This is a genomic window from Candidatus Bealeia paramacronuclearis (assembly GCF_035607555.1).
Lineage (GTDB): Bacteria > Pseudomonadota > Alphaproteobacteria > UBA9655 > UBA9655 > Bealeia > Bealeia paramacronuclearis.
This window is the reverse complement of record NZ_JAVHWZ010000002.1, coordinates 516,309-542,998: the sequence shown is the minus strand read 5'-3', so window position 1 is coordinate 542,998 and position 26,690 is coordinate 516,309. Positions and strand designations below refer to the sequence as shown.

The 26,690-nt window shown below is 42.8% G+C and carries 28 protein-coding genes and 2 pseudogenes; 15 read left to right on the top strand and 15 right to left on the bottom strand.

What is annotated here, in order from left to right; all coding sequences use genetic code 11:
- Window position 1 precedes the first annotated feature (1 nt).
- Window positions 2-412, bottom strand: coding sequence for an acyl-CoA thioesterase (locus Bealeia2_RS07650; protein ID WP_331256452.1), 411 nt, complete (start codon window positions 410-412; stop codon window positions 2-4).
- Window positions 413-609: 197 nt separating this feature from the next.
- Between Bealeia2_RS07650 and Bealeia2_RS07645 the strand changes: the two genes are divergently transcribed.
- Entirely contained in the window at window positions 610-1,209 is a 600-nt protein-coding gene (locus Bealeia2_RS07645; protein WP_331256451.1) for a hypothetical protein, read from the top strand.
- On the opposite strand, the gene Bealeia2_RS07640 is transcribed toward Bealeia2_RS07645, so the two are convergent.
- The 3 genes from Bealeia2_RS07640 to Bealeia2_RS07630 all read right to left on the bottom strand — a co-directional run bounded on the left by Bealeia2_RS07640 (window position 1,206) and on the right by Bealeia2_RS07630 (window position 3,031).
- Window positions 1,206-1,433, bottom strand: coding sequence for a hypothetical protein (locus tag Bealeia2_RS07640; protein ID WP_331256450.1), 228 nt, complete (start codon window positions 1,431-1,433; stop codon window positions 1,206-1,208). The two genes, Bealeia2_RS07645 and Bealeia2_RS07640, sit on opposite strands and share 4 nt — an antisense overlap.
- Before the next feature lie 67 nt (window positions 1,434-1,500).
- Window positions 1,501-2,442, bottom strand: coding sequence for an FAD-dependent thymidylate synthase (gene thyX / locus Bealeia2_RS07635; protein WP_331256449.1), 942 nt, complete (start codon window positions 2,440-2,442; stop codon window positions 1,501-1,503).
- Window positions 2,443-2,566: 124 nt separating this feature from the next.
- Entirely contained in the window at window positions 2,567-3,031 is a 465-nt protein-coding gene (locus Bealeia2_RS07630) for an outer membrane protein assembly factor BamE (RefSeq protein WP_331256448.1), read from the bottom strand.
- 38 nt (window positions 3,032-3,069) lie between these two features.
- Between Bealeia2_RS07630 and Bealeia2_RS07625 the strand changes: the two genes are divergently transcribed.
- Window positions 3,070-3,627: a ubiquinol-cytochrome C chaperone family protein gene (locus Bealeia2_RS07625; RefSeq protein ID WP_331256447.1), complete on the top strand. Its 558-nt coding sequence runs from the start codon at window positions 3,070-3,072 to the stop codon at window positions 3,625-3,627.
- Window positions 3,628-3,630: 3 nt separating this feature from the next.
- On the top strand, window positions 3,631-4,074 hold the full coding sequence (locus Bealeia2_RS07620) for a YceD family protein (RefSeq protein ID WP_331256446.1): 444 nt from the start codon (window positions 3,631-3,633) through the stop codon (window positions 4,072-4,074).
- Here Bealeia2_RS07620 and Bealeia2_RS07615 read toward each other — a convergent pair.
- Window positions 4,071-4,496, bottom strand: coding sequence for a hypothetical protein (locus tag Bealeia2_RS07615; RefSeq protein WP_331256445.1), 426 nt, complete (start codon window positions 4,494-4,496; stop codon window positions 4,071-4,073). The genes Bealeia2_RS07620 and Bealeia2_RS07615 overlap by 4 nt on opposite strands.
- A gap of 188 nt (window positions 4,497-4,684) precedes the next feature.
- Window positions 4,685-5,371 carry a hypothetical protein gene (locus tag Bealeia2_RS07610; protein WP_331256444.1) on the bottom strand — a complete coding sequence of 229 codons (687 nt, stop codon included), beginning with the start codon at window positions 5,369-5,371 and terminating at the stop codon, window positions 4,685-4,687.
- A gap of 230 nt (window positions 5,372-5,601) precedes the next feature.
- Here Bealeia2_RS07610 and Bealeia2_RS07605 point away from each other — a divergent pair, with 230 nt between their 5' ends.
- A complete protein-coding gene (locus tag Bealeia2_RS07605) occupies window positions 5,602-6,288 on the top strand; it encodes an N-acetylmuramoyl-L-alanine amidase (RefSeq protein ID WP_331256443.1) in 687 nt (228 codons plus the stop codon).
- A 30-nt stretch (window positions 6,289-6,318) separates the two neighbouring features.
- Here Bealeia2_RS07605 and Bealeia2_RS07600 read toward each other — a convergent pair whose 3' ends face one another.
- On the bottom strand, window positions 6,319-6,822 hold the full coding sequence (locus Bealeia2_RS07600; protein ID WP_331256442.1) for an RNA pyrophosphohydrolase: 504 nt from the start codon (window positions 6,820-6,822) through the stop codon (window positions 6,319-6,321).
- Between the two features lie 77 nt (window positions 6,823-6,899).
- On the opposite strand from Bealeia2_RS07600, the gene Bealeia2_RS07595 reads away from it, so the two are divergent.
- Entirely contained in the window at window positions 6,900-7,142 is a 243-nt protein-coding gene (locus Bealeia2_RS07595) for a hypothetical protein (protein ID WP_331256441.1), read from the top strand.
- Window positions 7,143-7,152: 10 nt separating this feature from the next.
- Here Bealeia2_RS07595 and Bealeia2_RS07590 read toward each other — a convergent pair whose 3' ends face one another.
- The 6 genes from Bealeia2_RS07590 to Bealeia2_RS07565 all read right to left on the bottom strand — a co-directional run bounded on the left by Bealeia2_RS07590 (window position 7,153) and on the right by Bealeia2_RS07565 (window position 14,190).
- Window positions 7,153-8,154: a divergent polysaccharide deacetylase family protein gene (locus Bealeia2_RS07590; RefSeq protein ID WP_331256440.1), complete on the bottom strand. Its 1,002-nt coding sequence runs from the start codon at window positions 8,152-8,154 to the stop codon at window positions 7,153-7,155.
- Window positions 8,155-8,166: 12 nt separating this feature from the next.
- The gene (locus Bealeia2_RS07585) at window positions 8,167-9,537 is read right to left on the bottom strand and encodes a S41 family peptidase (protein ID WP_331256439.1); all 1,371 of its coding nucleotides are present in this window, start codon (window positions 9,535-9,537) and stop codon (window positions 8,167-8,169) included.
- A gap of 18 nt (window positions 9,538-9,555) precedes the next feature.
- Window positions 9,556-10,635, bottom strand: a complete 1,080-nt coding sequence (locus Bealeia2_RS07580; protein ID WP_331256438.1) for a murein hydrolase activator EnvC family protein — start codon at window positions 10,633-10,635, stop codon at window positions 9,556-9,558.
- Window positions 10,622-12,178, bottom strand: coding sequence for a 2,3-bisphosphoglycerate-independent phosphoglycerate mutase (gene gpmI, locus Bealeia2_RS07575; RefSeq protein WP_331256437.1), 1,557 nt, complete (start codon window positions 12,176-12,178; stop codon window positions 10,622-10,624). Before gpmI ends, Bealeia2_RS07580 begins: the two co-directional genes overlap by 14 nt.
- Before the next feature lie 73 nt (window positions 12,179-12,251).
- Entirely contained in the window at window positions 12,252-13,151 is a 900-nt protein-coding gene (locus tag Bealeia2_RS07570) for a hypothetical protein (protein ID WP_331256436.1), read from the bottom strand.
- 124 nt (window positions 13,152-13,275) lie between these two features.
- Window positions 13,276-14,190 carry a hypothetical protein gene (locus Bealeia2_RS07565; RefSeq protein WP_331256435.1) on the bottom strand — a complete coding sequence of 305 codons (915 nt, stop codon included), beginning with the start codon at window positions 14,188-14,190 and terminating at the stop codon, window positions 13,276-13,278.
- Between the two features lie 127 nt (window positions 14,191-14,317).
- On the opposite strand from Bealeia2_RS07565, the gene Bealeia2_RS07560 reads away from it, so the two are divergent.
- The 10 genes and pseudogenes from Bealeia2_RS07560 to Bealeia2_RS07515 all read left to right on the top strand — a co-directional run bounded on the left by Bealeia2_RS07560 (window position 14,318) and on the right by Bealeia2_RS07515 (window position 24,564).
- Window positions 14,318-15,289 carry an IS701 family transposase gene (locus Bealeia2_RS07560; protein WP_422388038.1) on the top strand — a complete coding sequence of 324 codons (972 nt, stop codon included), beginning with the start codon at window positions 14,318-14,320 and terminating at the stop codon, window positions 15,287-15,289.
- Between the two features lie 155 nt (window positions 15,290-15,444).
- Entirely contained in the window at window positions 15,445-15,663 is a 219-nt protein-coding gene (locus Bealeia2_RS07555) for a hypothetical protein (protein ID WP_331256434.1), read from the top strand.
- Between the two features lie 33 nt (window positions 15,664-15,696).
- Window positions 15,697-16,320, top strand: a complete 624-nt coding sequence (locus Bealeia2_RS07550; protein WP_331255279.1) for an IS607 family transposase — start codon at window positions 15,697-15,699, stop codon at window positions 16,318-16,320.
- A complete protein-coding gene (locus Bealeia2_RS07545) occupies window positions 16,304-17,500 on the top strand; it encodes an RNA-guided endonuclease InsQ/TnpB family protein (RefSeq protein ID WP_331255280.1) in 1,197 nt (398 codons plus the stop codon). Before Bealeia2_RS07550 ends, Bealeia2_RS07545 begins: the two co-directional genes overlap by 17 nt.
- Before the next feature lie 56 nt (window positions 17,501-17,556).
- A pseudogene (locus Bealeia2_RS07540) lies at window positions 17,557-19,521 on the top strand (type VI secretion system Vgr family protein); the annotation flags it as partial.
- Window positions 19,522-19,541: 20 nt separating this feature from the next.
- On the top strand, window positions 19,542-20,246 hold the full coding sequence (locus Bealeia2_RS07535) for a toxin-antitoxin system YwqK family antitoxin (RefSeq protein ID WP_331256433.1): 705 nt from the start codon (window positions 19,542-19,544) through the stop codon (window positions 20,244-20,246).
- A gap of 11 nt (window positions 20,247-20,257) precedes the next feature.
- Window positions 20,258-20,650 (top strand): DUF4280 domain-containing protein, encoded by a 393-nt coding sequence (locus Bealeia2_RS07530; protein WP_331256432.1) that lies wholly within the window; start codon window positions 20,258-20,260, stop codon window positions 20,648-20,650.
- 427 nt (window positions 20,651-21,077) lie between these two features.
- Window positions 21,078-22,355: pseudogene (locus tag Bealeia2_RS07525) on the top strand (polyhydroxyalkanoate depolymerase).
- Window positions 22,356-22,610: 255 nt separating this feature from the next.
- Window positions 22,611-24,098 carry a flagellin N-terminal helical domain-containing protein gene (locus tag Bealeia2_RS07520; RefSeq protein WP_331256431.1) on the top strand — a complete coding sequence of 496 codons (1,488 nt, stop codon included), beginning with the start codon at window positions 22,611-22,613 and terminating at the stop codon, window positions 24,096-24,098.
- A 136-nt stretch (window positions 24,099-24,234) separates the two neighbouring features.
- Window positions 24,235-24,564, top strand: a complete 330-nt coding sequence (locus Bealeia2_RS07515) for a hypothetical protein (protein WP_331256430.1) — start codon at window positions 24,235-24,237, stop codon at window positions 24,562-24,564.
- A gap of 120 nt (window positions 24,565-24,684) precedes the next feature.
- Here the strand turns inward: Bealeia2_RS07515 and Bealeia2_RS07510 are convergent, their stop codons facing one another.
- Window positions 24,685-25,668: an IS5 family transposase gene (locus Bealeia2_RS07510; RefSeq protein ID WP_331256283.1), complete on the bottom strand. Its 984-nt coding sequence runs from the start codon at window positions 25,666-25,668 to the stop codon at window positions 24,685-24,687.
- Window positions 25,669-25,875: 207 nt separating this feature from the next.
- Window positions 25,876-26,589: a 16S rRNA (uracil(1498)-N(3))-methyltransferase gene (locus tag Bealeia2_RS07505; protein WP_331256429.1), complete on the bottom strand. Its 714-nt coding sequence runs from the start codon at window positions 26,587-26,589 to the stop codon at window positions 25,876-25,878.
- Window positions 26,590-26,690: the final 101 nt, after the last annotated feature.

The following is a 26,690-nucleotide window of genomic DNA, read 5'->3' as shown; positions in this document are numbered from 1 at the left end:
ATTACATCTTGGGAATGGGGCGAGGGCGTCTGTCAGGGCCGATAGCTACAAACGTAAAAACACCTTCGGTAACTTTATGAGGGTCGCCAGATTCCCGTCTGCGGGCCCAAGCTTGAACATCAATTTTCATCGAGGATGTGCCGACCTCAAGAATTTCAGCATAACAGCTGACCTCATCGCCCACAAGAACGGGCCTTAGAAAGGCAATAGCGTCAATGGCCACCGTCACAACGCGACCATGCGCACGTTCAACAGCTACGTTTCCTGCCGCCATATCCATGAGAGAGAGGAGCCATCCTCCAAACATATCGCCATTGGGATTGGTGTCACCCGGCATCGCAATCACCCGAATGGAAAGCTTTTCCGCAGGGGGGCGGACTTCTGGAATTTTTTCGCTGTTTTTTTCTTTCATTTTAATCATCCTTACTGTCACATCTAATAATTAAATTTACCGTAATTTTCTAAAAATTAAGTTAATATTTTTGAAAATGAAGAGGTGCTGAAGTTTTACCCATCTTATGCCTTCATTGAAAGATCTAATCTTCTCATGACAGCCCCCTTCAAAGTGCAGGGTGCCTAAACCTATTTGTTTTGTTGGATTTTTTATCTATGGGCAATTCAAAAGCTGGATTTTTTGAAAGTCATTGTCTAGTTTCTTCTAAATATAAAATGGGAGAAATAAATATGGTTTTTAAAAAACGCAGTCGGGGACGTCATCCTTATAGAATTTTGTGTGATCTTGGAACGCCCGAATTGCGCCAAAAGCGCCAGGCCGTTTCCAATCAAGATGCCAATTTAAGTGAATCACTTTTAGGGATTTTCTACGCACGGGGGCTTATTTCTGAAGAACTTTATAAAGCCGGCTTTCACTACTATGAGTTGGGATATCGCTATATCCCGCAATTGAGATTGGGATTAAGCTTAAGGCGCAGTCTTTTGGCTGGGTTGGGGGAGGGGACAACTCAAGGCGCGGTCGCATTTGAGGATAATCGGGATTTTCCACAAGATGTCAAAGTGGCAAAAAAATGGAAAGAGGCCACGCAAGTTCTGAAAGATGTTGGTGTGCGCCCACTGGTTCTTGTGACACATGTTGTCTTTTTTGACGGTGATCCTCGGGCTGTAGGTGCCCCAGGACTCACACTTGCAAATCTTTCAGATTTACGGGTGGGGTTGGTTCAATTGGCAAAGTTTTTTAATTTTAGCCGTTAAGCGCGCTTTTTCACAAATTTGCTCAAACACTGCTTTTCGAAATTTTCACGAATGGCCTCGCACAGTTGTTTATTTTGAAGGGCAAAAGCGAGGGCTGCCCCGATGATTACATTTTCGGGCAGTTGCGATTCCGTGACATGGGGAAACGAGGTCTCGTAAGTGCCATCTTTTTTTAAAATTATAGCCGCATCCCACGGGTCAAGCGTGATTGTCGTTGACTCCATTAGTGTACTCCCTGTTTTTAATCCCCCCTCTTTTTTTGAAGGGTTATATTTTTTAGTGACTACAGCTTTACCCAACTTTGACGTCAAGTAAACCCATAAGTTCATCCCATTCACGTTTACTGAGACCTGTGTCTTCCATTGCCACTTTTTCGCCTTTGACCATCCGCTTGACAGCTTCAAGTCCTCCTTGAGAAAGGCGTGCGCTGTGTTTTCTATAATCCATAAAGGCTTCATAAGTGTGGGGAACCCAACGTTTCAACACATCCAAAAGAATATCGGCATAGGCGCGAATTTCATATTGGGCATGGGCATCAGCGCGCAGATTCAGAAAATGCATGAAATTGTGAAGATCTACTTTCCAATACCATTGGGTGTAAAAATTCACGGGCAAATTCATGCGCGCGAGCTCACGGGCCAAGCCGTCCTGATCTTGATTGACGGGTTGCCCTTCCTCATCTTCATTCAAGAGATATGCATAATTGTCATAAGCGCGCTCAGAATCTTGCCTTAAGATTTCCATGACGCGTTCGGCTTGATCAAAATCTAGAATCTTCCCGCGGCCTTGATTGTTGACCGTGGATTGAGTCGCTAGATGTTCGTGCCTGGGGATATAGAATTCTTTGTCTAAAATGGAATAGCGTGCCGAATATTCATTCACATTGGCGGTTCTGTGGCGAATCCATTGACGAGCAATAAAAATGGGAAGTTTCACATGGAGTTTGATTTCGCACATCTCAAAAGGAGAGGTGTGAAGATGACGCATTAAATAACGAATGAGGCCGCGATCTTCCGTCTTTTTCTTGGTGCCTTTACCATAAGACACACGGGCAGCTTGAACGATAGCGGAATCATCTCCCATATAATCGATCACGCGGATAAATCCATGATCCAAAACGGGCAGGGCTTCGTAGAGAATTTCCTCCAAGGAGGGAACAGTCGCACGTCTGGTTGGCGCTGTGATCCCGCGTTGCTCTTCAATGTCTTGGAGTTGTTCGGATGAAAAGCGCATGGGATCCTCATTTCTACTGTCACACTGATCTCTTAGGTCTACCGGAGTCGGTCAGATCACGCAAGGGGGCTTTATCTAAAATTCATAGAGTCGAGTCATCCTATGCAAAGGTTCTTAAATAGCTTTACTTTTCAAGCTCATCCTGATCAGGTTTTCCGAGGCGACCGACGTTGCCCAAAAGTTGTTCGAAAAATCCAAAAGATCTTCCGGCGGTTGGAGTAGAGCGTCCGACATGGGCCACAACTTTTTTATCTTGGGCTCCTTTTTCTTGAATGTCTTTGACGCGCCCTTTGTCATCAAAAGAAAGAATAACAGTGCGACTTTCCAACACATCTGGTTTCATGAAAGACACCGTACGCCGTGTTTTTTCCGAGATATAATACCAAGTATTGTCTTGGAATGTGGCAACGGAGGCGGGGGTGCCTAAAATCTCAACAACTTCTTCTTTTGTGGTTTTTCCCATTTCAATTGTGTCTAAAGTCTCAGGGTCGATATGGTGGCCGTGGACATCGACTTGGGCACATCCCAAAAGAGAAAAGCTTAAAAATAAGCTGGCGAGAAGTGATGATGATCGTTTAGTATGAAGCATAAATGAAATCCTTACATGTCAACATTATGAGAGGTAAGATGCCGGGCCTTCTGCAGACTGTCAATCGTTTGATCAATGGGAACTCATCTTCTGATTCGCCTAATCTTGAAAACGTATATTTTTACTATTCTGAGATTGTGTCTCAAGCGAGGAATCCTGTTTTTTATGAACGCCTGGGGGTGCCGGATACACTTGAGGGGCGATTTGATTGTATTTCTCTTCATATGGCTTTGGCCCTGATAGTTTTGAAATTCAAGAGCGGGGAGACTAATCGTTTTTCCCAAGACTTATTTGACCTCTTTTTTGCTGATGTGGATCGTAACCTTCGCGAAATTGGGGTGGGGGATTTAAGCGTGGGGCGACAAGTTAAAAAACTTGCCAGTAATTTTTATGGAGTTCTTGCAGCTTATGAAGGGTGCCTTCAAAATCCAACATTGTTTGCCTCAGCCCTGGAGCGTAATCTTTTTGGGGCGCAAAAAGCTGATCCCCTCACATACATACTTTTGGGAGCTTATATGCAGGATAGTGTGAAGAGGTTGACGCAAGTTTTTTCTACGCGTACAAAAACTCCAATTGAATGGCCTGAATTGAGGTAAATCATGACGATAGTTGAGTTTTCAAGAATTCTTTCCCTTGAGGAATTCCGTGCATCAAAAGTTCAGAAATCCCTAGAAGCTACCCCTCAAGAATGTGAGAAGCTGGCGCAACGTTTGGGGTTGCTTAAACTTGAAAATTTAAAAGCCAAAGTGAGCGTTTCCAGAGAAAGCTCAGGGCTCATTATTGTTGAAGGGGAGCTTGAAGCCAAAATTGAACAAGAATGCGTACGGACCCTCGAGCCGCTTTCCACATTTATTAGGGCACCCTTTGAATTGCGGTTTGTAACGCAAGCTAAATCCAAATATATGAGCGAAGAGAACGATCTCTCTAGTCTAGATGCGCCTGAAATTCTCGAGGAAGATTTTCTCGATTTAGGTGAAATTGTGGCCCAATCCTTGTCCTTAGAGATTGACCCGTATCTTGCAAAAATGGACGAGATACCTTAAGGGGTGAAATTACTAATAGTGGGCGGTGGAGGGAGTGTTCCATTAAAGCCGGTTTGACTAGCGCCAATGACGAGTTGGCATCCCCTTAAATAAAAATCAGTAAACTCTTTTCCAAAGGCTAAGTCTTTTTTCAGTCTTTCAATTGTCATCCCTTTGGGAAGTCTGAAGGTGGGGGTGTTCGCACTCTTAATTTTGTTTTCCAGTGCTTTGATAATCATACAAAGATTGTAGGTATTTTGGCAGATAAGTTGTGTCTGTCCAGAAGGATAAACGATTGTATTGCTCAAGAGCATGGGGCAAGTGAGTGTGTCTTTTTCTGGGTTAAACATGCCTGAAATGTTATCGCGGGGACCAAAAACATCCAACGATGGCTTGCTTGGAGCCTGGCCAAATACTGAAGTTGTCGATGCTAAAAAAAACACCACAAAGGAGAGGAAAAGAGAAGTTTTATTTTCTTGCATTATAGTGCATCCCTGATGTTAATTAATTAAAATAAAACATAACAAGCTCCAAAGCGCAAGGCTTCCTGATATGTTTCCTGTGTTTAAATTTGGGAATTTTCAGAAAAAAAGACCTCTATTTTGAGGTCTTTTTTACAAAAGTCATATTCTTAAAGATTTGAACTCATCTTTCCGTATTTGCAAGACTCCAAAGAGCATTCCTTAATGGATTTGCGAATGTCGGCTTTTAGGTAAGGATTGTCTACGCGTTTTGTGGCCCAATAGTAATATTGTGCAGCGCTCAGATATTGATCTTGTTTGACTTTTGGAGAAGAAGCGGACTCTGCGGCCAGCTTCATGAAATTACCCGCGCGTACATAAAGGTTCGAGATCAGCTGTTTTTTCTCAGTCTCACTCACGTTGTGCAAATACTCATTTGTGGCGGACATGGCCAAGCGGGCTATTTTTTTAGCGGTGAGAGTGTAATCTTCGCCTTTTTGAAATTCGCTTCCAAACACCCAAAGGGGAGGTAGGTGTTGCAGATTATTTTCTCCCAAAAGCTCAACCTCAAAAGTTGTCCGCTTGAGCACTTTTTCAACCAAATCGATTTTGAAAGCGATTACACTTTCTTCGGTGATATCTTCAAGGGAGTTAAAATTCACTTTTTTCTTCTTGATCAGTGGATCGTAGCCTGTCTTAAGTTGAGTGGGAATTCCATCTTTTGCAGGTAAAATGAGACTTTTTAAAGGTGGATGATAGACCGAAGACGGAAAATCATAAAGATCTTCGCCTTCGGCATTTGTGGCAAAGGAGATGAAGCAAGATATGACCGTTGCGGAAAGTGAATGTTTCAACATGGCAACCTCTCTTGTTGTTGCGAAAATAAATAATGAAAGTGTATTGAAAACCTCTCATCCATTTATGTGAGATATTGAATGAAAATCGTTAAAAATGAGTAAAAATAAGAAAATAAAATATTTTTTATTTATAAAATTTTTAAATATAAAGTAATCGTTTGTGTGCTATAATTCGCCCACTTTGAATTTTAGGAAAATAAAGTTTTAATCTAACTGTGAGACAAGAGTGTATGGATCTCAAATCCGTTTATTCCCCTAATTTTAATGAGCGTATTGCGGGCTCCAAAATTGAATGGATTATTGTTCATTATACAGACACCCCTTCAATTGCGGCTTCGCTTTCCATTCTCACAAATCTAGAGGCCCAGGTCAGTTCCCATTATCTTGTTGATGAAACTGGTGAGATTTACCAACTGGTGGATGAGGAAAAACGTGCGTGGCATGCCGGACCAGATGGCGCAAGTTATTGGCGGGGGCGCAAAAGTCTCAACAGCCACAGCATCGGTATTGAAATTCAAAATCCAGGACATTCTCATGGATATCGAGAGTTTTCAAAACCTCAAATTGAGGCTGTGCTTAATCTTTGTAAAGACATTCAATTGCGTCACAAACTGGGGCAAGATTGCCTTTGGGGGCACTCGGATATTTCGCCGCAGCGCAAGCAAGATCCGGGACACCTCTTTCCCTGGAAAGACTTTGCAAAAGAAGGGCTCGGGATTTGGCCAGAAATTGATTTGGGAGATCTCAGTGGAGAAAATGAAAAGGAGATCCTTCAAAAAATTGGATATAACCCTGATTTTCCAAATGAGTCCATCATCGCCTTTCAAAGGCATTTTCGGCCAAATAATTTTGACGGGATTTTGGATGAGGAAACACGATATTTGATGGAAGTGGTGGTACGTCAATGTGAAGGGTGAAATTTTAAGAAATCGACACCCTTCTACGACCTAATCCTTTGGATGCTTTTCGACAAAAGGCCAAAGATCCTCAAACACTTGTCTGTAAAGAGAGCGTTTAAAAGGCACGATAAGATCCAGGACCTGGTATTTTTCGAACCATTGCCATTTTGAAAATTCGGGATGATAGGTATTAATATTGATTTCGTGATCTTTCCCGCGGAATCTCAGCGCATACCAGAGTTGCTGTTGTCCTTTGTATCGACCGCGCCAGAGGCGATTTGCTAACTCATCAGGAAGATTATATTTATACCAGGATTTGGATTTTACGATAATCTCAACGTTGCGCGTTCCGATTTCTTCCACAAGTTCGCGTAGCATCGCATGGTCAGGATCCTCATGAAGAGTAATCCCGCCTTGTGGCATTTGCCATGCATCATCTTTATTGTCCCGACGTTGACCCAAAAAAACTTGGTTCTTTTGATTTACCAACATCATGCCCACGCCTAAGCGATAATTGGGGTCCCAGTCGAAGTCTTCATCCTGATTTATCATTTTTTTTATGTTTACTCTTTTTTAGGGCTTTGTTTAGGAAAATTTAAACTCTTTTACATTAGAGTAAATTTTAAATTATGAAACCGTTAATTTGGAGACTCGATATGCGTTTTTTAGGATTATGTGTGCTTTCAGCATCGGCCATATTATTTATCAGTATGCTTGATGCTGTAAATCCACAATGTGAGGGAGATCAAGGCTGCGTTTGTATTAATTATCCGGGGGCCGGGCAAACCCACTGCGTTCCTAAAACAAAAAGCAGTGCCGCACGCGAGGGCGCCGGTTTTTTAAAAGTTTCGCAACTCATTGGTCCAAGCTGAAAAAGGAGGCTTAATGTAACGGTGCAGCAGTGTCTTTCACAGGTGTTGCCGTATAATGGGCGGCAAAGGTTAAAGGCACGAGTGTAATTCCTTTTTCCTTCAGACCCTTTGACCAATCGCTTAGGGTTTCAACGTCCTTTGGAAATGCCGGGGCATAGGCAATTACGCTCATGTCGCGCTTGGCCAAACGTTCGACATTGGAAAGGGCTGCGGCTCTGAATTTGGAATCTGTTAAATCCTCAAAGCTTTGGGATTTGACGAGAAGATTTTGCATCCCCAACTCAGTTGAAAGGGGAGGTATTTCGCTTTTTTCAGAAAGAGTCGTGTCCATCACTAAATATCCGCCTTCTTTTAAAAGGGAGAGGATGGGGCGGACATGCTCAATGGATCTCACAAAGGCTTCCCCCATAAAATTTGTCACCCCCACAATGCCGTCTGCGGTTTTGAGTGTTTCTCTGAGGCGTCCCAAATTATCTTCAGGATTGATTGAAGTCAAAAGTAAGTTGGGTCCCGGATCGCTTTGGGGATAATCCAAAGGTTCCATGGGCACCATGAGAATGACCTCTCGTCCGTCTGCACGAAGATCTTTAATGAGCTGAGATAAATTGGGGGAGCCTGGATTGAGAGCAAAAGTGACTTCTTTGGGAAATGATGATTTGGCTTGGTCTAATAATTTGGGGTCTAATCCGAGATTCGTGATGATGAGGGCGGCCACCGCAGCTCCATCTGCAACAGCTGTGGGTTGGGCATATTTTTGGAAAGCGGGATCTTGTGGTGGGGTTAGTGGTTTCATCACAAGTTTTTCAGAACCTGAAGATGTTAAAGCCACCATTGCAGATTGAGAAATGGTGGTGTTCTTAGGAAGGAAACCCGCAATTGAAATGAGCAAAACTACGAAGATTAAAAAAACTGTCCAAGCCCGTCCTAAGGGACCTTTGAGAAAACGAAGACTGCCGCTAAAAAAACTTGCAGCCTTCTTTTTCAAATTGAGCTTCTCAAAGAGCCCCTCCATAGGATGTTCCTTTTATTTGGAGGGATTCTTTTGCGCCAGGTACATGGCTCTGACGATATCAATTGCGCGCAAAAGTTGGTAATCCTTGACCTCTTCCTTTTTTTTGCCAGTTACAGGATCAATGACCTCTGTTTCGAGATCTTTGGGTTCTTCCGCTTCTGGATTGGGTTTGGGCGGCGTGTGCTCATTTTTCAAAGCCCCAATGAAATCGGCCTCGCGAATGCGTTCATCCTCTTTGATTTTTTCAAGGTTAGCGACTTGCTCGACGATGATGTCGGGTTCAATACCAGTTGCTTGAATGGAACGCCCCGAAGGCGTGTAATAACGTGCAACGGTCAATTTAATCGCTCCACCATTGACCATCGGAATGATCAATTGCACGGAACCTTTTCCAAAGGATTTTGTACCTGCAACTACAGCGCGGTGATGATCTTGCAAAGCACCCGCCAAAATTTCAGAGGCGGATGCAGATCCACTGTTGATTAAAACAACAATGGGGTAGCCCTCAGCCAAATCTTCACCTTGTGCTTTAAACGAAACGTTGTTTTTCGGATCTTTGCCGCGGGTGGAGACAACTTCTCCTTCTTTTAAGAAATGATCGGCAGATTCAATCGCCGCATCCAAAAGTCCGCCGGGATCATTTCTGAGGTCCAAAACGAAACCTTCAAGTTTGTTGCCCAATTTTTTCTTGATGTCCAAAATGGCGTCTTTCAGCATGGGGGCTGTTTTCTCGCCAAATGTTGAGATGCGAATATAGCCAACATTGCCTTCGACGCGGGACTTGATGGGTTGAACTTTAATAATCTCGCGCGTGACCGTCACATCAAACGGATCTTTATGGGCGCGCTTAATTTTGAGAACCACTTTTTTACCGGGCTCTCCGCGCATGAGGTCCACTGCTTGATTGATGGTCAATCCCATAACGGGTTTTTTATCAATCATGATAATGAGATCGCCCGCTTCAATTCCTGCTTTAAAGGCAGGGGTGTCATCAATAGGAGAGACAACTTTAACAACGCCATCTTCCATAGTGACTTCGATTCCAAGTCCCCCGAACTCCCCTTTGGTTTGCTCTTGAAGTTCTTTATATTCCTTGGGATCTAAATAAGCAGAATGAGGGTCAAGAGCTGTGAGCATGCCATTAAGAGCACCTCCAAGGAGCTTGTCTTCGTCAACTTTATCGACAAAGTCCGCACGAACTTTCCCCAAAACTTCATCAAAAAGTTGAGCATTGATGGGCGGGATTGTCTGCGCCTCTGCAGCATCCTTGGTTTTAGGTGAGGGCTTGGTGGAAGTTTTGGGTGCATCTGCAACCATGCTATAGTTTGCAATCCCGAGTGCAAAAATAAAAAAGCCGATGTATGTTAAATTTTTACGTATCATTTGGTGTCCCCGATAATTTTAGTTTGATGCATTGTCGCTAAAAAATGGCATGGGATCAATGTATTTTCCGCTGTGTCGAAATTCCATGTAAAGACGCGGTGCATTTGCGCCATATCCTGGAAGCTTTCCCAAGGTTTGTCCCATGTAAATACTTTGACCAGGCTGGACAGAAAAGGACTCCGCGCCAATCAAAATGGTTGTTGTTTTTTCGCCATGATCAATGATGGCGATGGGATCATGTTCGCGAAATTTGCCTACGTATTTTACAACACCATGGGCTGGGGCCATGATCAGTCCCCCTTTTTTGCCCTCAAAGACAATACCTTTGCTGTGAGGACTATAATCCATTTGCTCGTCATAAAGGCCCACAATTTTTCCTGTGATAGGGGGATCGAGCCTTAAAATTGGAAGTGCACTTTCGGATGCAGGGAGTATGGGCTTTTTTCCCCGTGAGATTTGACTTTCATTGAGGAGCTCATTGACGGAGAGTTTTTTGCCTGTAATTTTTTCATGTTCTTGTTTTTCAAGCGCTGCAATTTTTTCTTTCTGAGCCAAAGTATACTCTTGATGCAACATCACCAATTCTGAGAGAGCTTCTTTTTTAATTTGGAGATGCCGGAGGATATCATTTCGAATGGTGGAATTCTCGGAAAAATTCAGTTTCTCATTGGTAAAGAGTCGGCTTAGTTTCGTGCTAAGGGACCCAATGAGTGCACGCTCTTTGGCTACATTTTTGTGTTCTTGGGGGCGGACCATAAATTCCAAAGGATTTCGTCGTGCATAGCGAATCAAAAGAGGAAGGGCGTGTGAGATTTCTTCTCGAAGTTGAGCCTGATTCTTTTCGGAGTCTTTTAAACTGGCTTCAAGGGCCACAATTTCAGCCTCTAATTTTTGGACCTCTTGAGCGAGTACATAAGGATTTTCAGGGACGTCTTCAGCAAAAAGGGAGGGAGAAATGAGTGTTGCCAATATGAGTATTAAAGCACGCACACACCCGTTATTCATCCCCACGAAGGCGGGGGGCCACCTTTTGATTTGTGTTTTATGGACTCCCGTCTTTGTGGGTATGACATTAGAGGGGGTATCATGCACTGGCATGGACTTGTCTTTCCTGAATCATCAGTGAATGTCCAGTCATTGCGTGTGGCTGGGGAATGCCCATCATCTCCAAAATTGTGGGCGCCACATCAGAAAGTTTTCCATCGCGAAGGGTTACATTTTTTTGTGATTCATCCAAAAGCAAGAATGGTACTGGATTGAGAGTGTGTGCTGTATGAGGGCACTTTCCGGCGATGTCATACATCATCTCCGCATTCCCATGATCGGCTGTGATCAACAGTGCACCACCTTTGTCTTTAATGGCCTTCCAAATTCGGGAAAGGCAAGTGTCGATTGTCTCAACAGCAATGATGGCGGCCGCTTCATTGCCGGTGTGGCCCACCATGTCGCCATTGGCATAATTGACAACAATGAGATCATAATCCTGGTTTTGAATAGCGTTGACTAATTGATCAGTTACTTCGGGAGCTGACATTTCTGGTTTTAAATCGTAGGTGGCAACTTTGGGGGATGGGACGAGGATGCGATCTTCTCCAGGGAAATTTTCCTCCCGGCCGCCATTAAAAAAGAACGTTACATGAGCATATTTTTCGGTTTCGGCAATGCGGAGTTGTGTGAGACCATGATGACTTATTACCTCGCCAAGCGTTTCTTTGGGAAAATCTGGGGCAAAGAGTGTCTTCATCCAATGATTGTGATTTTCAGAGTATTCAACAAGGCCCAATGCAGAGGTGAAGGAAATAAATTTTGTTCTTTGAAAGCCTTTGAATCTGGGGGACAAAAGTGCTTCTAAAATTTCGCGCGCACGGTCTGTTCTGAAATTTCCCATTAAAATTCCGTCGCCCGCGTTCATGCCCTTGTAATCGTCAATGACTACGGGAATAACAAATTCATCGGTTACCTTGTTTTTGTAACTGTCTTCAAGTGCCGTTTGAGGGGATTTTGCATGAGGGGCTTTTGCAGAAACCATCGCATCATAAGCTTTTTCAATGCGTTCCCAACGGTGATCACGATCCATACCGTAATATCGCCCCCCAAGTGTTGCGATTTTTACAAGGGGATTTTCCTGACAAAATGACTCAAGTTTTTCAAGGGAGGTTCGGGCACTTTGAGGAGGGACATCGCGCCCATCTAAAAACGCATGTATCCATACTGGAATGTCTTCTGAAGCGACAGCCTTGGCGAGCCCTAAAATTTGATCTTCGTGGGAATGAACGCCACCTGGTGAAAAAAGTCCTAATAAATGGCAAGCACCACCTGAGGCTTTGAGATCTTGAATGAAGTTCTGAAACGCGGGAAGGGTAGGGATTGAATTTTCAGCAACGGCTTTATCAATGCGGGGAAGATCTTGAAGGATAATCCGACCTGAGCCCAAGCTCATGTGACCTACTTCTGAATTCCCCATTTGACCGTGGGGAAGCCCGACATAATCTTCGGAGGCTTCTAAAAGTGCGTGGGGATAGGTCTTCCAGGCCTGATTCCAAAAAGGCGTTTTCGCATTTAAGATAGCATTGTCTTGAGATTCCTCGCGGTGACCCCAGCCATCCAAGATACATAATAGAACGGGTTTTCTCCCTGCCATAGTTCCTCCATTTCTGGAAAAGATCCTAATAGATTTAATGAAAAATGGCGAGGGAGAAAGTGATCCTAATATGTTATTTCCCGCGCACTATCTCAAGTGCAGTCTTGTCAGAAGTCAGAGAAATTCTGGCGACCTTAAAGAAGTCTTGAAAAGCTGATCTGGTCTCTTTGGACCAAATACGAAGATCTTTAGATTTTTTGGTTTGATCTCTGATTTCCAGTGTCGCCCCTGATATTTTTAATGTAAAGGCCTTGGAATTTTTAAGGATTGGCTCTTTTATGAAGCCTCCAAATATGGACGCCAAAAGGTTGGCGATTTCTCTTGCAGACTCAGGAGTGAGATTTTTTACGTTGTCTTGAACTGATCCTGTGTTAATTGTATCGATCAATTTTACAAGCTCAGGATTCCTTTGACAAGTTTTGATAGCCCCTTCGTGTTGAACATCTTGTAGGCTTTTCATCAGGTTGTTAATAAATGTATCGGGGGTTTCCTGCATGAAAGATTCCCAGTATCCAATTTCGTGTTCCAAATTTTCGCCCGTGCCAATTGTGCCTGAAAGATAGCCAAAACCTTTTGCGTTGGGCTTCCAATTTTCTTTTTTCCCAAGGCCAAATATTTCACTGAGCCCAAAGGAATGTTTGATCAATTCATCGGCATCTAAAGGAAATCCTAATGGAATCACATATGACGGAATATGTACATTAGGGTGGAAGGTGATTTGAATTTCTTTTGTTTTCTCTCCAATTTCAACTATGTCGGAAATGCAAGAGATAGGCTCAGATTTAAGGATCCCCTTTTGGTTAAGTGCGAATACTAGTTTAGAGTCTATTTTTCCAGTTTGTGCAAATTTCACGACGTGAGTTTTTGTGGGGCGCTCCTTTTCTGGAAGATCGGTAAAAGATTTAACGGCCCAAAGGGAGGGAGAAAGTAAAATTGTAGGTCCAAGTGCAAGAATTAAAGATTTGAATTTCATGAGTTTAACCATAAGTCTTTGTTGAAAATGATGTTTTTGAAAATAGATTTGAAATTTATACAGGGAGCTAGATTGGCATGCTCTTGTATTTTTCGCAGGAGTGATATGCAGAAAATGTATAGCTTTATTTCCCGCGCACTATCTCAAGTGCAGTCTTGTCAGAAGTCAGAGAAATTTTGGAATTGTGGAAGAAGGTTTGAAAAGCCAACCGTGTCTGTCTGGCCCATTTTTTATGATCTTGTGGTTTTGTGGTTTTATCTCTGACAGTGATGCTGATTTTGACTCCGTCCTTAAGTTCTTCAGAAAGTATGAGTTTAAAGGCTTGAGAGTGGGGAACTTCTGATAAGTTTTCAATGATACCATCAAAGATTGCTGCTAAAAGATTGGCAATCTCGCGTGCAGATTCAGGTGTTAAATATGTTTGAACTTGACGTTTTGTACCATGTAAAATCATGTCAATTACGAGAATTAATTCTGGGTTCTTTTGGCAGGTTTTGAGAATACCTTGGTGTTGAATGTCTTCCATTAGAAAAACCAGATTGTCTCGAAAATCATTTTTATTTTCAACAAGTTCAGATTCCCATTTTCCAATGGCATGAGATCCCACTTTTAATGGGCCCGCAATGTATCCAAAGCCTTTGGGGTGGGGTTGCCAATCTTCTTCTTTTCCATAACCTTGAAGTTCACCGAGACCAAAATAATGTGCAATCCAAGCTCCAACATCGGAAGGGAAATTCTTGGGGAGAGTGTAATGAGGCCCATATCTGTGAGGCACGTAAACAATTAGAATTTTTTGTTGCAAATCCCCCGTTTTGACTTGGTTATGGGTCAGCGCTGAATCAATAAATTTTACTAAGCCTCTTTCATGTAAGCGCTTAGTTTTTTTAGCTTCGATGGTGGCTTTGCACTTAAATTGTACTACGTAGGTTCCTGTGGGAGTTTCATCTTTTTCAAGATGTTTAAACGGCTGAACTGCATTCAGAGGCTGAAAGAACAAGAATATAAATCCCAAAGAGATTGTTAAAAATTTAAAATTCATAATTGAGGATAATCTTTTGAATGAAATTGAAAACGACGTTCCTTTTAGAGAACACGAGTTACGCAGTTTGCAGGAGAAGAGAGAAGAGATAAGGTGAGAGGGAATATTTATTAAATGAGAAGAAATGATGTCTCGACACAAATGCACAAAATCACTTTATCGTTCATTTTTACAAGCCAGCAGTGTGCGCTATTCAGGGTTGGCACTTTCGGAGGTGTCACCGATTCCATTGTCGCATGACAGCGTCAATCGATGGTTGAGTTCTAGTGCATTGCGTCCGAGCGGAGTGTGGAATCTTACTCAATCTCTTATTAACAAGAAAGAACCTTGTTTTTTAGTATGTGACGATACAATTTTGGATAAAAATCGGAGCGAGAAGATAGAGCTTGTGCATTATCAGTATTCTGGGAATGCCCATGATGTTATTGCGGGGATAGGTCTTGTCAATTTGGTATGGCATGGCCTGAGGAGTCATGACTCTATTCCTGTTGATTATCGTATTTATGATAAAGCCAGCGATGGCAAAAGCAAGAATGACCATTTCAGGGAAATGTTAAAGCTGGCTCAAGACAGAGGGATAAATCCGGATGACGTGGTTGCAGACGCTTGGTACTCGAGCTTGAATAATCTGAAGGCCATTGAATCCATAGGCTGGACATGGGTGATGGGGTTGAAGAAAAACAGGAAAGTGAATCGTGGAGAAACTCTTGAAAAGCTGGACATTCCAGATGAAGGACTGAAAGTTCACTTACGCGGATATGGATGGATTACTGTTTTCCGGTTTGTTGCCAAAAACGGTCGCACGGATTATATCGGAACCAATAGGGATAATCCCTCTCGTGATCATATTGAACTGGTCATGAAATCGCGTTGGAAAATCGAAGTTTATCATCGGGAATTAAAGCAAACATGCGGTCTTGAACGCTGTCAGTCTCGCACGGGACGAGCCCAAAGAAATCATATATTTCTTGCCATTTCGGCTTGGATTCAAAGATTTAAAAGACGACTTGCTGGAGGCTTCTCTTTTTATCAGCAGCAGTGGGATGTTATTAAGCATGATATCTCTAGAGAAATAACAAAACTCATGTCTTTCGCTTAGATTCCCACCCTTTTGCTGCAAACTGCGTAACTCGTGGAGAATTCATCAATTTTAAGCAAGAAAAAGTCTGCGTGAGGCGTGTCCATTTTCAGAGCCTTGATTGTTGGGGTCTTTGTGCGTAGGATAAGAAAAAGAAAAGCTTACCGAAAAATGTAATGTCCAAAACAGGGAAGAAACAAGCCTTTTTAACGCTTTCAACGCCTTTGGGTGATGACGCCCTTACGCTTGTTCAAATGCAAGGCGTTGAAAGGATATCCACTTTGTTTGAATATGACTTGGATTTAGTGTCAGATAATCGCAGTATTGAGTTTGATAGTTTGTTATCAAAAAAAGGGACTATCAAGATTGATCTGGGGTTAATAACTGCTCTTTAAAACCTATCTAAACTTGTATATAGTTATCCAATTATGGATAAGTTATTGAGTATCAGAGAAGCCAGTCGTATTCTTGGAGTGTCAAATGGCACATTAAGGCGATGGGAAAAAGAGAGTCGCCTTGTTCCCGAAAGAACAGCGGGAGGACAAAGACGTTATCCTTTATCTGCCTTGCGCCCTCATCTTGTTCGCACTGAAAAGATAGATAGAAAAACGCTTTGCTATGCTCGTGTTTCCAGTCACGATCAACGGCAGGATTTGGAAAGACAAAAACAAGTCCTTGAGATGTATTGTGCAGCTCAAGGTTGGAAGTTTGAGACCATTGCGGATCTTGGCAGTGGTATGAATTACAACAAAAAGGGTCTGAAGATCCTGATTAGTGCCATTTTAGACAGAGAAGCAGGTCGATTGGTTTTAACCCATAAAGACAGGCTGTTAAGATTTGGAGCAGAATTAATCTTTTCCATTTGTGAGATGAATCAGGTAGAAGTTGTGATTATCAATCAAGGGAAAGAACCCTCTTTTGAAGAGGAACTCGCCAAAGATGTGTTGGAAATTATCACTGTTTTTTCGGCCAGATTGTATGGTGCGAGAAGTAAAAAGAACAAGAAATTATTGGAAGGTCTGAAAGAAGCCTACGATGCTGTTAGTTCATAAAGTAGAATTGAAGCCAAATAATAAGCAGGCGACTTATTTTAGAAAAGCCTGCGGTGTTGCACGCTTTGCTTATAATTGGGCTTTAGATCAATGGAAGAAACAATACCAGAATGGTGAGAAGCCTACAGAAATAAGCCTGCGTAAACTTCTCAATGCTTGTAAGGCGGAAGAATATCCTTGGATGCAAGAGGTCACTAAAAATGCCCCTCAACAAGCCATCAAAAATTTAGGATCAGCTTTTAACCGCTTTTTCCGCAAACAGGGAGGATATCCCAAGTTTAAAAAGAAAGGAATCAGGGATAGCTTTAGAGCGGACAATGGTCCGCCCCAAAAAGGAGAGTCTGCCATTCGTGTGACAGGTAAAAAGATTCAAATTCCTTGTTTGGGATGGGTCAAAATAACAGAGAATTTGAGATTTCAAGGACAAATAAAATCCTTGACGATCTCAAGAGTTGCAGACCGATGGTTTGCATCCATCAGTGTTGAAATAGACAAACTGCCTCATGTACGCAAGAACCAAGGTATTGTGGGTGTGGATTTGGGTATTACAAAACTGGCAACTTTATCCAATGGCATGGTTGTTGAGGGAGCAAAGGCACATACCGCTTTGCTGAAGAAGTTAAAACGATCTTCTCGACAGCTATCTCGTAAAGATAAAAAGAGTATGAATTTTAAAAAGCATACTCAAAAACTGGCACGTCTTCACGCCCGAATCGCTAATATCAGACGTGATTATCTCCATAAGGCAACAACCGATATTGTCCTGAATCATCATGAAATTGGCATTGAAAACCTAAATGTCAAAGGTATGTCAGCGAACAGAAAATTAGCTCGACATATTTTAGATCAGTCTTTTTATGAATTCAGGCGTCAATTGGAATATAAGGCAGGTCTCTATAATGCTCAAATTTTTGTTGCTGATCGGTTCTTTCCGTCAAGCAAGCTCTGCCATAGCTGCGGATGTGTTTATGCGGATTTAAAGTTGTCGGAGAGACATTGGACGTGTCCACATTGCAACCAATCTCATGACAGAGATGTGAATGCAGCCCTTAATTTACAACGTTTATGTACGGGCAGCTCGCCCGAAACTTATGCCTGTGGAGTGGGAAGCTCTGGCTCATTTGCTCGTCAAATAAGTGAAACTACCTGCGTTGAATCAGGAATACAACACCATGCGTAACTTTAGTAAAATATGGTTAGGTTTGGATAAGTTTGTAAGAGCGGGATGGGACAACTCAGTATATCTCAGGGATTTTTGGATATGTGGAGCAGATTTCAACTCCCCCCAATGGTTACAAAGTCGTTACCCAGTATAAAGCAAAACTGTATCCCAAATTCTGGCTTTTGACCTTTTCCTCCAATTGTAAAATTTATCAAAATCAAACGGCTCTTGATATTATCAAGAGTATTCTTACTGCAAAAAACATTAAAGTTTCCGATAAAACTCAAAGCCGCGGAAAATCTCAGATTGAATTTTGTGTTCAATATAATGAGAGTGATTTTAATTTTATCTGTCGATTGCTGGAAAAAGAGGGGATTTTTTATTTCTTCGAGCAAAGTCAAGAGGGGGAAACTTTGGTCTTGGGAGATTCGGCGGATGCGCATATGTCGTGCCCCAATGTTAAAGAGGCTAAGATTGCATTTGGGGATGTCACTCAACCCTTTTTGATGAGTGTTGTGGAATGTCGCCTCGTTCAAAAGGTGGTACCTACATCCCATAAAATTATTGATTATTCCTATCAAACGCCTTCAACGGCCTTGAATGCGAATCAGTCCGGCCCCGACAATGCTTATGGTGGAGAAATGTACCATTATCCTGGCGGATTCCAACAGCAAACAGATGGAGATTCCCTTGTTAAACTTCGTCTTGAGGCTGAAGAAATGCCGCGAGAATCTGTAGAAGGGACATCCACAATTCCGTTTTTTATGGCAGGGTATAGTTTTTCCCTTTCCAGTCATCCACGGACCTCCTTGAATGCCAAATATATTCTTTATGAAGTGCGTCATGAGGCGCGCCTCACAGAAGAGACTGATGAAAATGGATCTGTCATTGGGACAAAGATTGTTTATTTAAATCGTTATAAAGGTATTCCTGCGACAAAGCCGATTCGCCCCCCTATGATTACACCCAAGCCCCGCATATTTGGGACACAAACGGCCAAAGTCACCGGAAAAGAGGGTGAGGAGATTTTCACAGAAGATCTCGGGCGGATTAAAGTTAAATTTCATTGGGACACGTCCGAAGCCAAAGACGACACGACATCGTGCTGGATCCGCGTTGCCTATCCTTGGGCTGGACAGCAGTGGGGGTTTATTTCAACGCCACGTGTGGGGCAAGAAGTTGTTGTGGCCTTTATCGATGGAAATCCTGATTTTCCGATTGTAGTGGGCAGTGTTTATAATGGGGAAAATAAGCCGCCTTATTTGCCGGATCAAACGACACAAAGTGGAATCAAAAGTAATTCGAGTAAAGGAGGTAAAGGCTCTAACGAGTTTCGGTTTGATGATAAAAAAGGGTCTGAAGAAGTCTATTTTCACGCTCAGAAAGATTATAAAAAAGTCGTTGAACACAATGAGACGGTTGAAATTGTGGGGGGCACTCGAGACGTCACATTAAAAGCGCAAGCCTCCTCAGAAGGCGGGGAGGGGGGCGGTGAAGGCGGTGGTTCCTATAATGATAAACTTACTTTAAATAATGGCGATAAAACCGTCAAAATTGTTAAAGGCAATTATGAGATTACGCTTGATTCAGGAAATATGACAATTACCATGAGTGCGGGAGATATGACGATTAAAGCCTCTGGAAATATCACGGTGGATGCTGGGCAAACGATTACTTTGAAGGCAGGGGATAGTATCAATATGACGGCCACAAATTCCATTTCAGGCACCGCCAATGCGATTGACATGAAAGCGGAAACAAATATTTCCAATAATGCAGGCACTAATTTTTCGGTTGATGCGGGGGCGGCCATTGAAGGACAGGCGGGTGCTAATATTAATCTGACGGCAGGCGGTGCCATTGAGGCTACAGCCGGTGGAGATGTGAGTGCCACAGCCGGAGGTGCCGCCGAAATCACAGGAGGTGGTGATGTGACGGTGACGGCAGGGGGCGCTTGTGAAGTGACAGGTGGTGGAACTCTTGCTTTAACGGGGGCTACTGTTGAGATTGATGGTGCTGCGGTTTTGATTAATGGATAAAATGGGAGACTTGATTAAAAATGAAAAGTGATCATATGGAGGAATCTCAAATTAAAGAAGGAAGTCTAGGTCCTATTGATGCGCCAGAACATCCCGCCCTTCAAGATATTCATTTTATAGATAAGCTTCCAAAAAAACGGATTTTTGGGGAAAATCTTGAGGGGAAACTCACTGGCGTTGTGGAACATTATGATGATCTTGGAAATCTTGCATCCGTCCAAAATTTTATTGATGGAAAACTTAATGGGGAAGTTCGTCATTATGATCAGGAGCGTCATTTAAAAGAGCGGATTAATTATCACGAAGGGCAACCTCATGGTCCTGCAGAGTTTTATAAAGAGGGGCGCATGTTGATGTCCACACATTACATTCAAGGAAAGCCCCATGGATTTACGACTTATTATGATGAGGCGGGATTGGTGAGGGCGCGTGTTAATTTTGAAAATGGTCAAAAGCATGGAATTGCAACCGCCTATGATCGATATGGAAGACCTCAAAGGATTCTTCAATATCATTATGGAAAACTTCATGGTCCAGCCTTGGCTTATTATCCTGATGGGTCCTTGCTCGAGGAAGGAAATTATGTAAATCATTTGCGTCATGGACAATTTCATTATTACCATCAAAATGGACAAGTCCTCCGGATACATCATTATGTTCATGGTCGCATTGTGAACAAACCAGAGACATTTGATCATAAAGGTCGCCCCTTGAAAGTCATCTAAGGAACTCCTCCATGACGATGAACGTTGTCGGTTTAACTTCATTGCTTGATTGCTGTTTTGGCATTGTGCCGACGCCTTTAATAGTACTTCCTGATCAAACCGTGTGTGCGGAAATCATGCTTGCGGGAAACATTATCGATATTATTCCTTTTGCCAATATTCCCGGGTATGTGATGTGTATTTCTTTGGGAAATCCTCAAGTGTTATCTGCAACCATTTCGGCCGGAGGGGTTTTAACACCACAAGAGTGCACACCCATGACTTTTGAGCCATGGATTTCAATGTCATTTGATGTGATGATCATGGGCCCCCCCGCACTTGACCAAACGTCCATGTTGATTTGCGATTTCCTTGGGCTCATTACAGTGGCTGAACCGGGTAATTTTACAGTCATGGTACCCTAAGCTTTGAATATGTTAACTGTTTTTTAAGAATTATAAATTATCCTCTAAAAATTAAGGAGAAAAAGGAGACGCGCCATGGGACAAAAATTTCTTCAGAGTGTAAGTTTGTCCGTAGTCATCTTGATGGTAGGAATATTGCAACCTTCAACATGTTTGGTCGCAGAACCTTCGTGTGAATATGGAAGTTGCAACTCTCCTAGGTGTGATTCCCAGAAAGGCGGATGTTGGAACAAAAAGAGCTGTTTTTTTTGTACAGCTCCTGCATGCATCTGTAACTAAAGAACGTATAAGCAAATATCCATATTGAAATGCCCTTTTAAGGGATGAGCCAAAATGAGCCCCTGCGTTTTGGATTTGAAAAAGTATACTTATTGTGACGCGCATAAAAAAAGAGTATGCTCAAGAAAAAAACAGGGGATTTAATAAAATGAAATTTGAAGCAGAATGGCTCTATTACATGAACGATGCCCGTTCATTTGCATTGGCCCCGATGAATATTTGGGCCTCATTTGCCCGACAAGCGGTCAATAACCCCTTTGTACCGACTACTATAGGGGATTCCGCACGAAAAATGGGGGCAGGCCTTGAGATGATGGAGCGTTTCACACGGCGTTTTGGAAAACCCGCCTGGGGGGTGGATTCCGTTAAAATGGAAGATGGGACCGAAGTAAAAATTACGCCTAAAGTAGTGGAATCTCGCCCCTTTTGTGATCTTCTCCATTTTGAAAAACACCTTCAGCGCTCTGAGGATAAAAAGAAACTTAAAAACCAACCTCGCGTGCTTTTGGTTGCCCCCATGTCAGGGCATTATGCGACGCTTTTAAGGGGAACTGTTCAGGCATTTTTGCCGAATAATGATGTCTACATCACCGATTGGAAAAATTGTCGGGATATTCCTTTGGCTGTGGGAACATTTACCCTTGATGATTATATCGATTATCTCATGGCATTTTTCCATGAGTTGGGGCCCAATTTACATATTGTGGCGGTGTGTCAGCCGTCCGTGCCCGTTTTGGCCACGGTCTCCATTATGGCGGCATTGAAAGATCATCATCAGCCATTTTCCATGACGCTGATGGGAGGGCCTATTGATACGCGCGAAAATCCCACAAAAGCTAATGTTTCTGCATGCGAAAGGCCACTCTGGTGGTTTGAGGAAAATATTATTGCTTCTGTCCCCTTTTATTATCCTGGATTTATGCGGCGGGTGTGCCCTGGATTTTTGATGCTCACAGGATTTATGAGTCTTAATATGGATAGGCACATGGACGCCCATGCAGGTCTTTATCAGCATTTGATTAAGGGTGACGATGAAAGTGCTACGGCCAGTAAGAAATTTTATGATGAATATTTGTCCGTCATGGATTTGCCGGCGGAATATTTTCTGGAAAGCATGAGAACCTCTTTTCAAGAGCACCTTCTTCCCAAAGGTCATATGATGTGGCGCAGTCATGCAGTTAGGCCTCAACTCATTAAAGACACAGCACTTATGACCGTCGAAGGTGAGCTTGATGATATTTCGGGCGTAGGGCAAACAAAAGCGGCCCATATTCTTTGTTCGGGAATTCATCCAGGAAAACATAAGCACCACCTTTAAAAAGGGGTTGGACATTATGGTATTTTCAACGGCCGCAAATGGCGGGAGCGTATCTATCCTGAAGTTCAAAAATTCATCAACGAGAATAATGAAAAACGAGTGGGGTAGGGGGCAAAATATGCCCCATGTGGAAAAATTTGCCGGGTGTGATGAGTGCTGGAGCATTTTTTTACCTGGAAGAGTTAAAGGAATTTAAATTGAACTTCGTTTCTCAAGTCACCCACAAAAGATAAGTCTCTCATGAAATAGGGTTAAATTAATTTGGCACGGCTTCTGCATATAAGAATGTGAGAGCCAGGATGGCGCTCCCCTGAAGAATGACTCTTCCGGGAATTATAACGCAGGAAGCGAAAGGATACTCAAATGCCAAAGACACTTACAGCGCTGACCAACGGTGCGTCCGTATCAGCCCAAACAAACATTAAAAAAGCAACAGGTCTTGCTCAAGATTCTGCAAACCGTATTTCAAAGGGTTTGAAGATTGACGGAGATGCCGCGGCTAAAGGTATTTATACTAAATTGAACGCCAAAGTCCTCGGTAACGAGCAAGTGGCTTCAAACTTGAGCCAAGGTGCTGCTGTGGCACAGGTGGCTACCGGTGATATGGACCAATTAAATGAAATCATCACACGTGTATCAAGTTTGGCCATTCAATCAAACTCCGATACCGTGAGTGAGACAGAGCGTGCCGGTATGGATATTGAAGCGCAACAACAGCTGGCTCAATTTGATAACGTTTTGAACACGGTCGATTGGCTCGGTGTGAAGCTCCTGAAAGGAAGTGCGGGAAGTTCAACACTTATTGGTGCCGTTGCAAACCCTGTGGCTAACGGCATTCCCGCTGTGGGTGGTGGTGCAGGTCAGATCCCTGCCAACACATTTGCTGGTACTATTAACGCAGCTGCCACTTCTGGCAATATTCAAGGTGCTGTAACTGCGGCTCCTATTATTACCCAGACTGGAACCTCTTTTAACGTGAGTTTACAAATTGGGTCACAGACATTTACCGCAAGTGGTATTAACCCAAATGCTGGCGGTGTGATGACGCTGAAGTCCGGAGATAGTACGCTTTCTTTTGACTATGCAGCAGGTGTGGGTGGTCTTAACAACTTGGCGAACTTCCAAGCTGCTTTTGATACACTTGTCGGCTGGAATGCAAATCAATCCATTGTGACCTTCCAGTCACAGTCTGCGGCGCCTGCAAACGGTATGCCAGCAGCTGCAAACGGTTATATTGCGGGATCTACCGTTACGCCTGGAATGTATGCAATATCTTATGATGGAGCAGGTTCATTCAAGTTAATTGATCCTACAGGAAACTCATTGAAAGCAAGTGTAACTGCCGGGGGAGCCCAAACTATTACATTTAGTAACGGTTTCAACTTTGCAGTGGACAATACGTTCAACAACGCAAACGCCATTCCTCAAGTTATGGTCCAGGTGAATGGTGGCGCAAATACACAGTTAAGCTTCCAAAGTGACACTTATGGTGGATCAATTAATGTCACTATGCCATCTTTGGATCGAGTTACATTGGGTCTTAATAATGTGAGCTTGAAAACCAAGCAGGGTGCGATTGCTGTTCAACCTCAGCTTGAGGCCGCTATGAACGTGGTGAGTCAGTCCTCTGCGCAGGTAGTTGCTGTTCAAAAGCGTCTTGAACTTGCAGAAGCTTCAGCGACCACTGCAAGAGAAAACTTGATTGCAGCGCGTGCGTCTGTGGGTGATACTGATCTTGCGAAAGAGACAACGGAATTTACAAAGTACAACGTTCTCTCTCAAGCTGGTATTGCGATGAAAACTCAGGCTGACCAAATGTTCAACAGCTTGTTGGCAATGGTTCGCGGTTAATAAAAATAGGTCATCCGAAGAAATTCGGGTGACCTGCTTTTGTGAGTAATTAAAAATATTGTAATTTTTGTAAAAATAGTTTAAGTCTTTTAAATATATTATAAACACAATTTTCTCCCAACAGGGGAGGTGAAAAATGACAACAACTATTACGCCATCATCCTATGTTCCGGCAGTGCCGGGGAGAACTCAAAAACCTCAAATACAAAATTTTGAGGTTGATCAGGTGTGTGCTGAAACTAATTTAGATTCTTCGATGGAAAAACAAGCAAAACACCCTTCTGAGGGGATTCCAGATTTAAATCATACTCAAATGTCAATTCGAACAGGGCCAACTTCTGCTCATAATGTGATTCAAATTATAGATGAACAAAAGGGCATTGTGGCCGAAATCCCACCAAACTCTGCCTCTGCCATCTATGCTTTGGCCCAAAGGTGGGCTTCAATAAGGCCATTGCATAATTAATAAAAATTCCAACTGAGGTCCTGAAAAGCTAATTTTTGAGTTTTTTAAATTGAGGGGGATGATATTTTTCTTCGTCTCTTTGTTCTTTTTTTGCTCAAATACTCACTTAACTCGCCTGATTTATCCATAAGCAACCTTATTTGTGGCCTTTAAGAGGTTAAAGGCTATGGCTTTTAGGGCCATTTGTCCTTGAACTTTGGGTGTTGTAAAATAGGATGCTCTCGTGAATTTGAATTTTCGTTTTAAGGTTCCAAATCCTTGTTCCACCCTATATCGAATCTTCGAAATCATCCGGTTAAATACTTTTTGCCAATGGGTTAAGGGCTTATTTCTTTTCGCTTTCTCCATCAACCCGTTCTTAATCCCCTTAGACCTCAGCAAGTCTTTGTTTCCTTGGGAAGCATACCCTTTGTCTCCATAAAGCCTCTTATCTCGACGCTTCTTCACAACCTCTTCCAACTCTCTCACTTCAGAGACATGCGCAGGCGTCACGTGAACCTGATCAATATATCCGTCCTCCTGGTCAATGACCATAAAGCCTTTGTACCCAAAATAGCTCCGTTTCCCCTTCTTAAGCCATGTGGCATCTGGATCTTTGGAAAGGGTTACCTGCTCTTCAACAGCATATTCCTTGTCTTCTTCACGATCAACAGCCATCCCCTCCATTTCTTTCCGAGGACGTGCCGCTGATTCGATAAGCGTCGCATCTATAATCGCTCCTTGGGATTCTTTCACTTTTAATCCCTTTTGTTCTAGTTGATAATTGATCATTGCAAGGAGGTATTCCCAAAGGTTTTGACTGATCAACAAGTTGCGAAATCGACAGAGCGTCGTATGATCAGGCACCTTTTCCAACCCCGTGATGACCATAAAGTCCAACCGAACCCTCAAGGCTTCTTCCAACCCCTCATCGCTTAAGCTATGCCAAGCCTGCAAAATCAACGCCTTCAGTAAATTGACTGGTACGTACCCATTGGGGCCATAGCCAGATCTTCCTAGTTTCCCCATATTTTGCTTTACACTCTCCCAGTCGATAAGGCTAAAAGCTTGGATAAGTTGACTGTTCTTTAAACGCTCTCTGGCTTCACAATTTAAAAAGGACATTTTCGATCACTCCTGCTTTTCGGACTTTCCTCAGTATATCCTTTCTCTCCTCATCCCTCAATTATGCAATGGTCTTTCAATGATGATCAAAGGCAGCTAAGTTTTAGAGAGCTAAGTTTTAGAGAAAACTTCTGGTCAGCTTTGTAATTGTTTTTTAACAAATAATTAGAATAATCAATGACCCTCAGGCTAAAGTCGGGGAATCGTTCATTTTAAATCAGCCTGAAGTCCCACGGAAAGACACATTAATGCGGCAGTTTCAGCGCGAAGGATTGTGGGCCCTAAGGAAACTGGAATTATGAAGGGCAGTTTTTCAAGGTATTGAATTTCTTTTGGAGAAAAGCCACCTTCTGGGCCAATCAAAAAGGTAAGGGAGGGGAGGGCGTTTGCCAGCGCAATCCTTAAGGATGAGTGATTTTGCCGTTCGCTAGCCCAAAAAATGAAATGGTCTTGGGGCCAGATATTCAAAAGATCAAAAAGTTTTTGAGGATGTTGAATGTCTGGAATGGAAAGGCGTTCGGACTGTTCAGCCGCCTCAATGGTGTAATTTTGAATTTTCTCAAGATTGACTTTGGGAAATGCTGTGTGTTCCATCACTGTAGGGTAAAGACGTCCAACATTTAATTCTGTTGCTTTTTCAATGAGAAATTCAAGACGTTTGGGTTTTAAGGGCGAAAATATAAGGCCCATTTGTGGGGCTGGTGTTTGTTCAAAAATCTGAGATTGCAACAGGAGCTGCGGATGTCTTTTGTGAGAGATGAATTGGGAGACCCATTCCCCATCACGTCCATTAAATACATGGACTGGAGCAGAATCTTTCAGGCGCATCACATGCAAAAGATAGTGTTCTTGTGTGGAATTTAACGGAAGGCGAATTCCCGTTTGAAAAGAAGCATCGACAAAGATGCGGATTTTTGACATGAAGAAGTCCTAAAAGAGAGTATAAAGAATTTTCATCGTATGATACAAATTTTTATAATGTAATTTGCCTTAAAAGTGAATACATTGCCGTCATGTTGAAC

Excerpts from the sequence above, each read along its gene's own strand:
- Bealeia2_RS07650 (WP_331256452.1), bottom strand. The coding sequence starts at position 412 with ATGAAAGAAAAAAACAGCGAAAAAATTCCAGAAGTCCGCCCCCCTGCG.
- Bealeia2_RS07645 (WP_331256451.1), top strand. The coding sequence starts at position 610 with ATGGGCAATTCAAAAGCTGGATTTTTTGAAAGTCATTGTCTAGTTTCT.
- Bealeia2_RS07640 (WP_331256450.1), bottom strand. The coding sequence starts at position 1,433 with ATGGAGTCAACGACAATCACGCTTGACCCGTGGGATGCGGCTATAATT.
- thyX (WP_331256449.1), bottom strand. The coding sequence starts at position 2,442 with ATGCGCTTTTCATCCGAACAACTCCAAGACATTGAAGAGCAACGCGGG.
- Bealeia2_RS07630 (WP_331256448.1), bottom strand. The coding sequence starts at position 3,031 with ATGCTTCATACTAAACGATCATCATCACTTCTCGCCAGCTTATTTTTA.
- Bealeia2_RS07625 (WP_331256447.1), top strand. The coding sequence starts at position 3,070 with ATGCCGGGCCTTCTGCAGACTGTCAATCGTTTGATCAATGGGAACTCA.
- Bealeia2_RS07620 (WP_331256446.1), top strand. The coding sequence starts at position 3,631 with ATGACGATAGTTGAGTTTTCAAGAATTCTTTCCCTTGAGGAATTCCGT.
- Bealeia2_RS07610 (WP_331256444.1), bottom strand. The coding sequence starts at position 5,371 with ATGTTGAAACATTCACTTTCCGCAACGGTCATATCTTGCTTCATCTCC.
- Bealeia2_RS07605 (WP_331256443.1), top strand. The coding sequence starts at position 5,602 with ATGGATCTCAAATCCGTTTATTCCCCTAATTTTAATGAGCGTATTGCG.
- Bealeia2_RS07600 (WP_331256442.1), bottom strand. The coding sequence starts at position 6,822 with ATGATAAATCAGGATGAAGACTTCGACTGGGACCCCAATTATCGCTTA.
- Bealeia2_RS07595 (WP_331256441.1), top strand. The coding sequence starts at position 6,900 with ATGAAACCGTTAATTTGGAGACTCGATATGCGTTTTTTAGGATTATGT.
- Bealeia2_RS07590 (WP_331256440.1), bottom strand. The coding sequence starts at position 8,154 with ATGGAGGGGCTCTTTGAGAAGCTCAATTTGAAAAAGAAGGCTGCAAGT.
- Bealeia2_RS07585 (WP_331256439.1), bottom strand. The coding sequence starts at position 9,537 with ATGATACGTAAAAATTTAACATACATCGGCTTTTTTATTTTTGCACTC.
- Bealeia2_RS07580 (WP_331256438.1), bottom strand. The coding sequence starts at position 10,635 with ATGCCAGTGCATGATACCCCCTCTAATGTCATACCCACAAAGACGGGA.
- gpmI (WP_331256437.1), bottom strand. The coding sequence starts at position 12,178 with ATGGCAGGGAGAAAACCCGTTCTATTATGTATCTTGGATGGCTGGGGT.
- Bealeia2_RS07570 (WP_331256436.1), bottom strand. The coding sequence starts at position 13,151 with ATGAAATTCAAATCTTTAATTCTTGCACTTGGACCTACAATTTTACTT.
- Bealeia2_RS07565 (WP_331256435.1), bottom strand. The coding sequence starts at position 14,190 with ATGAATTTTAAATTTTTAACAATCTCTTTGGGATTTATATTCTTGTTC.
- Bealeia2_RS07560 (WP_422388038.1), top strand. The coding sequence starts at position 14,318 with ATGTCTCGACACAAATGCACAAAATCACTTTATCGTTCATTTTTACAA.
- Bealeia2_RS07555 (WP_331256434.1), top strand. The coding sequence starts at position 15,445 with ATGTCCAAAACAGGGAAGAAACAAGCCTTTTTAACGCTTTCAACGCCT.
- Bealeia2_RS07550 (WP_331255279.1), top strand. The coding sequence starts at position 15,697 with ATGGATAAGTTATTGAGTATCAGAGAAGCCAGTCGTATTCTTGGAGTG.
- Bealeia2_RS07545 (WP_331255280.1), top strand. The coding sequence starts at position 16,304 with ATGCTGTTAGTTCATAAAGTAGAATTGAAGCCAAATAATAAGCAGGCG.
- Bealeia2_RS07535 (WP_331256433.1), top strand. The coding sequence starts at position 19,542 with ATGAAAAGTGATCATATGGAGGAATCTCAAATTAAAGAAGGAAGTCTA.
- Bealeia2_RS07530 (WP_331256432.1), top strand. The coding sequence starts at position 20,258 with ATGACGATGAACGTTGTCGGTTTAACTTCATTGCTTGATTGCTGTTTT.
- Bealeia2_RS07520 (WP_331256431.1), top strand. The coding sequence starts at position 22,611 with ATGCCAAAGACACTTACAGCGCTGACCAACGGTGCGTCCGTATCAGCC.
- Bealeia2_RS07515 (WP_331256430.1), top strand. The coding sequence starts at position 24,235 with ATGACAACAACTATTACGCCATCATCCTATGTTCCGGCAGTGCCGGGG.
- Bealeia2_RS07510 (WP_331256283.1), bottom strand. The coding sequence starts at position 25,668 with ATGTCCTTTTTAAATTGTGAAGCCAGAGAGCGTTTAAAGAACAGTCAA.
- Bealeia2_RS07505 (WP_331256429.1), bottom strand. The coding sequence starts at position 26,589 with ATGTCAAAAATCCGCATCTTTGTCGATGCTTCTTTTCAAACGGGAATT.